The organism is Burkholderia sp. SIMBA_051, assembly GCF_046534915.1.
In the GTDB taxonomy this organism is placed as follows: Bacteria; Pseudomonadota; Gammaproteobacteria; order Burkholderiales; family Burkholderiaceae; genus Burkholderia; species Burkholderia ambifaria.
Genome location: NZ_JAWRXS010000631.1, coordinates 1 through 250, shown reverse-complemented (window position 1 = coordinate 250; position 250 = coordinate 1). Strand labels below are relative to the sequence as shown.

General features: G+C 71.6%; 1 pseudogene. It reads right to left on the bottom strand.

From position 1 onward, the window contains the following. Nucleotides 1–250: pseudogene (locus SB771_RS36010) on the bottom strand (right-handed parallel beta-helix repeat-containing protein); the annotation flags it as partial.

Sequence of the window (250 nt, the reverse complement as noted above, 5' to 3'; positions counted from 1 at the left end):
GCCCACCGCGTTGCCGTCGCGGATCGTCAGCCCGTCGAGCACGGCCTGATTCGCGCCGTAGACGACGTGCTGATAGCGATCGTCGCCCGCGGCAAGTTTCGCGCTGAGCACCGTCGGCGCTGCGTCGCGGCGGCGCTGTGCGACGTCGGTTTCGGTGCCCGCGAAGCCGCCATACACCTCGACGCCGTCATACAGCGTGAACGCGGCAATCCGGCCCGCGTCGCGCCGCGCCGGATGATAGCGCCCGGCC